The 4,702-nt window shown below is 68.3% G+C and carries 6 protein-coding genes; 5 read left to right on the top strand and 1 reads right to left on the bottom strand.

Annotation, left to right across the window (positions count from 1 at the left end):
• The coding region (locus FDN03_RS16630) for a hypothetical protein (RefSeq protein ID WP_212743931.1) at positions 1-700 on the top strand (700 nt) is incomplete at its 5' end.
• 44 nt (positions 701-744) lie between these two features.
• On the opposite strand, the gene FDN03_RS15945 is transcribed toward FDN03_RS16630, so the two are convergent.
• Positions 745-1,005 (bottom strand): helix-turn-helix transcriptional regulator, encoded by a 261-nt coding sequence (locus FDN03_RS15945; RefSeq protein WP_138178577.1) that lies wholly within the window; start codon positions 1,003-1,005, stop codon positions 745-747.
• 255 nt (positions 1,006-1,260) lie between these two features.
• Here FDN03_RS15945 and FDN03_RS15940 point away from each other — a divergent pair, with 255 nt between their 5' ends.
• From FDN03_RS15940 to FDN03_RS15925, 4 genes are all read left to right on the top strand, one after another.
• Positions 1,261-1,464: a hypothetical protein gene (locus FDN03_RS15940; RefSeq protein ID WP_138178576.1), complete on the top strand. Its 204-nt coding sequence runs from the start codon at positions 1,261-1,263 to the stop codon at positions 1,462-1,464.
• Entirely contained in the window at positions 1,461-1,760 is a 300-nt protein-coding gene (locus FDN03_RS15935) for a DUF1360 domain-containing protein (protein WP_138178575.1), read from the top strand. Before FDN03_RS15940 ends, FDN03_RS15935 begins: the two co-directional genes overlap by 4 nt.
• Before the next feature lie 4 nt (positions 1,761-1,764).
• Positions 1,765-4,281 carry a hypothetical protein gene (locus FDN03_RS15930; RefSeq protein WP_138178574.1) on the top strand — a complete coding sequence of 839 codons (2,517 nt, stop codon included), beginning with the start codon at positions 1,765-1,767 and terminating at the stop codon, positions 4,279-4,281.
• A partial coding sequence (locus FDN03_RS15925; RefSeq protein WP_138178573.1) for a hypothetical protein occupies positions 4,278-4,702 on the top strand: 425 nt, incomplete at its 3' end. The genes FDN03_RS15930 and FDN03_RS15925, both read left to right, overlap by 4 nt.

Here is a 4,702-nt window from a genome sequence, read left to right as displayed (position 1 = left end):
CGTAGCCGTCGACCGCCAGGCGGACGGCTACGACGTCACCTACCTCGCGGCGGGACTTGCCACGGGGGAACATGTCACCGTCGCGCTCGCCGAGGCGCGGCGGCCGGACGTGCCTTTCGTCCTGTTCGGTTCGGACACCGGAGCGCTGCGGGCGCTGTCGCTGGCAGGATCGCCCGCCCTGCGGCCGGATGCCCTCGTCCTGCTCGGTCTGCCGCTGCTGCACCGTCCGTTCGCCGGCGAGATGCCGGCGGAGCTGCCGCCGAGGGCGTTGCCCGACCTGCCCACCCTGCTCATCCACGGCGAGCGGGACGAGGTGAGCCCGCACCACATGGCGCGGATGATCACCAGGACGGTGCGGACCGCGCAGCTGGAGACCAGCCAGCGCCGCACACCACCACCGAGGATCAACCTCCCGCTGGTCGACAGCATCGACCAGGCAGTCATCGTCGAAGTGCTGACGCAGGCCGGCCGACGCACCGAAGACCTGTCCCGGCGGATCCTGACCGCCCCCGCCGGGGCGCGGGGGCCGCTGCGCCGCGAGTTGGAAGCCCCGCAGGCGGCGCTGATCTCGCTCGGGCAGGACGCATCCGAGCGGGTCGCCGGGCTGGCTTCCGTACGGGAGGCGAAGTCCCGTGTCGCACGAGACTTCGACCCGGCGTTCTACGACACCTTCCTTGCAGACCTTGCCTATGAAGGCTGACCGTCCCGACCCAATCCCCCGCCATGCGCTGGGGTTTCGCCGTTTCAGGGCACCGTGTCGACCTGCACCACCACAGGCGCCTCCCCCAGCATGTCGCACAGGTCCACACCCAACACCCGGCACAGCCCGGCAGCCTCGTCGAGGGTCACCCCACGAGACCGCCGGCCGGCTTCGATCAGGGTCAGCGTGGGCCGGGACATGCCAGCCGCCGCGGCAACTTGATCCTGTGTGAGCCGTTTCCGTTCGCGGACGGAACGCAGCCTGGTTACAAGTCTCACCGTCTCCGGTGAATGCTCTTTACCCACACCCCTATTCTACGTTTGAATCCGCAACACTGGCCCGGCGGGTCCCTTCCCCCGACGCAAGGCGATGGCGCTGACCTACACCACCAGCCGTAATGAAAACCGGTATCCGCCTGCTAGCCTCCGTATAGGTGGGACACGGACAGATGCGGTGGGTGGTCAATGCTGGCGTTGGATCCGGTCGTACAGGTAACTCTCCCCGGCGGCTATTCGACAGGGCCCGCACGACTTCTCGTCGACAGGGCGGGGCGGGCGGCTGTGTACGCGCCGAACAACCCGCATCCACTGTGGAAAGGGCTCGTCACCAACGCAGACGAGCAGCCCCGGCAGGGCCCGTGGACGCTGACCACCGGCGACGGGGAGACACTCGCCGCCACCCGGTTTGAGGGCTGCCGCTGCCAGTTCGGTGACCTGCTCTCCCGCGACGAGCGGGACCTGAAGCCGCTGGACATCCCAGCGTGACGTCCTGGGGCCACTGGTCGCCGTCCGTCTGGCTGCTGCTGGACGCGCTCGCCACCTACCGGCTGATCCGCCTGGTGCAGCGGGACACCATCACCAGCCGGCCGCGAGCGTGGGCGCACAAGCGGTATTCGGGTGGCTGGCTGCTGGAACTGGTGACCTGCCCGTGGTGCCTGTCCATCTGGGTGGGTGCTGGTGTCACCCTGCTGACCTATTTCGTCCCATTCGCCTGGTCGTTGGTCGTCACCGCGCTCGTCTTCTCCGCCGTGACCGGCTGGTTCTCGGACCGGGAGCACTGAGCCGATGCCCGCCCTCATCCGCCGCCGCAACCAGCCCGAACCATGGTCAGGGCGGGTACACACACCTCACCATCGGCAGACCCTCACTGCATCCGCGCAACGGCTCGACCTGTCCCGCCGGGACGCAGCCACCCCGCTGATCATCGGTGTCCGCCGGCCCTGGCAGGCCCAAGCATGGGACTACTACGGGCAGGTCGGTGAGCTGCGCTATGCGAACAAGTTTCGGGGGAACGCGGCACGGAAAACCGTGTTCGTCCCCGCCGTGTACATGGACGGGGAACCGAAACCAGTCCCGATCGAGGACTCCGACCAGGCCGGCTATGCCGACGCCGCCCACGAAGCCCTGAGCCGCCTCGGTGGCTCCGACGCCCGGTCGATCCTCGCCCGCGACACCATGGAAAACCTGGGTATCGCCGGGGAATGCTACCTTGTCGGCCGCCAGGAAACAGGTGAAGCCGGTTCCGGTGAGGTGTGGGAGGTCCGATCCATCTCCGAAATGGGGGTGAAGGACGGCCGGCCGTTCATCCTGCAGTACCCGGGCGACCGTAACGGCATCAGTCTCGGACCCGGTGACTTTGCCGCCCGCCTGTGGACCTATGACCCGCAGTTCCGGATGCTCGCCGACTCGGCTGTCCGTGTCGCGATCGAAACCTGCCTGGAAGAGCTGGTCGTCCTCGGCAAGGACATCCGCGCGTCTGCTACGAGCCGTGTCGCTCTGAACGGCATCCTGGCCATCCCGGACAGCATGCAGGTCATCAGCAGAACCGATGCTGGTACCGGCAGCCTGGAAGACGACCCGTTCATGGCCGATCTGATCGCCGGTGGCACCGAGGCGATCCGCGACCCCGGGTCGGCCGCCGCCGCCTTGCCGTTCCTGCTGTCAGGGTCCGCCCAGGACATTGCCGCGATCAAGCACATCACCCTCGCCCGACCCGAATCCGAATCGGCGCAGAAGCGGGCCGAGGCTTTGGGCCGGCTCGCTAGCACCCTCGACCTGCCACCCGAGATCATGTCCGGGTTGGGTTCGGCGTCGAACCACTGGACCGCCTGGATGATCACGGATTCGATGTGGCGGGACCACCTCGAACCCGGCGTGCAGGACATCGCCGAAGCGTGGACCCGGGCGTTCTACCGGCCGTATCTGGCCGAGGCTGGGGTACCCGACGACGTCCTGTCGCGGATGGTCATCTGGTACGACCCGACCGGTGTCATCGTCAAACCCGACCGCTCCCAAGCCGCAGCCGACGCCTACGAACGTTTGGAACTGTCCGGCGCCGCCTACCGCGACCACATCGGCTTCCGCGACGAAGAAGCCCCCGACGAAGAAGAAACACTGCGCCGCGCCGCACTGAAGGGCCTGTTCGACCAGCCGACCACGCTCGCGATCCTCACCGGCCAGCCGATCCCCGAACCAGCGCCCGCGGTCGAACCCGCGCCGCCGTCCGATGACGAGGTTGTCGACGCCGAACCCATCGACGAAGGAGACGGGCCGCCGAACGGAGGAACCCCACCCGACGAACCGGCCGACGACCTGCCCGACGCCGCCGCCATGCGCCGCCGTGTACTCGACGCCCAAGGCCGCCGGCTTGCGATCGCCACCCCAACACCCCTCGTCGCCGCCGGTCAGATCACCGCCGACGAGGCACTCGCCCTCTCCCAACGACTGGCCGCCACTGACACACAGCTGCGAGAGCGGGTACGCGGTGCTGCTGAGGCGTCGGTGAAACGGGCTTTGGAACGGGCCGGTTCCCGGATCGTGTCCAAGGGCAAACGTGACGCCACTGTTGCCGCCGCTGTCGCCGACATCCCCACCTGGGCGGTACCGGCCCGCCTCGGACCTGTACTCGTCGCCGCAATCGACGACGTCGATGAGGCCAGCCTGCTCGCCACTGTCCTCGCCGAGCTGCAGACGCTGTGGGGCCGGTATGTGACCGCCGCATCGGACTTCGCGCTGCGGCAGGCCGCCCGGCTGGTTGGCATGGACGTCAACGAGGCGTTCGCGGTGTTGGACGGACGGTTCCGCGCGGACCGGGCTGCCGGCTGGCTGTTTCTCTCCGAACGGCTGACGGACGTCACACGGGCAGCGCTGCTGATGGACCCGTCGGAGGCGATCGCCGCCGGCCGGCTGGTGTCCCCGTCTGTGGCCCGGGCGGCTATCGCGGTGGCTGGCGGATTCAACGGCCCCACTTCGCAGGGGATCAACACGGAGACGCTGCTGCCGGTCGACCGGTCCGAGCATTTCGGCGGGATCGGTACCGGGACCACGATCAAAGAGTTCGCGGAGAGTCGCGGCGCGGACGTGGAGCGGTACCAGTGGATCCACGGCTTCTCCGAACGGGCGTTCGAACCACATCTTGCCCTCGACCGCAGGTTCTTCGACAGCTGGGACGACGACACCCTGCGCGCACCGGAGGGCGCCGACTTCATGGGCAGCCACATGCGGCCGGGAGATCACAAAGGTTGCTCCTGCGACATGGTCCTCGTCTGGACACCACCCGCACAGCAAGGAGACACACAGTGACCGTCACCGACGAGCCGCTGGTCGCCGGGGCGATCCGCAGCCACAACAGCAGGACCACTGACGGCGAGTGGAACGCCGACGAGGCCCGCCGTAACCTGCCCGGCGACGAAGGCATCCTCCGAGAGGCCCACGCCTGGGTCGACCCGTCGGGAAGCCCAACCGTCAAGGGCAGCTACCGCCTCGTTCACCACAGTGTCACCCAGGACGGCGAGGTTGGCGCCGCGAACATCACCGCCTGCCTGTCCGGGATTCACACCCTCAACCGGGCCGACAGCTCGATCCCCGACGGGGACCGTGAGGCCGTCTACAACCATCTGCGGAACCATCTCGTCTCCGGCGGGCGGCCCGAAGGGTCGATTCCGGAGCTGCGCGACGCCAAGGAGGAGGCGTCCATCGACGAACCCGTTGTCGCCGGCTCACC

The sequence above is a fragment of the Glutamicibacter sp. V16R2B1 genome (genome assembly GCF_005774635.1).
GTDB classification, from domain to species: domain Bacteria; phylum Actinomycetota; class Actinomycetes; order Actinomycetales; family Micrococcaceae; genus Glutamicibacter; species Glutamicibacter creatinolyticus.
The sequence above is the reverse complement of the archived record's forward strand: the minus strand, read 5'-3'. Positions and strand labels throughout refer to the sequence as shown.

Bases quoted from the DNA above. Each gene is read 5' to 3' on its own strand.
- FDN03_RS15930 (WP_138178574.1), top strand. From the start codon at position 1,765: ATGCCCGCCCTCATCCGCCGCCGCAACCAGCCCGAACCATGGTCAGGG.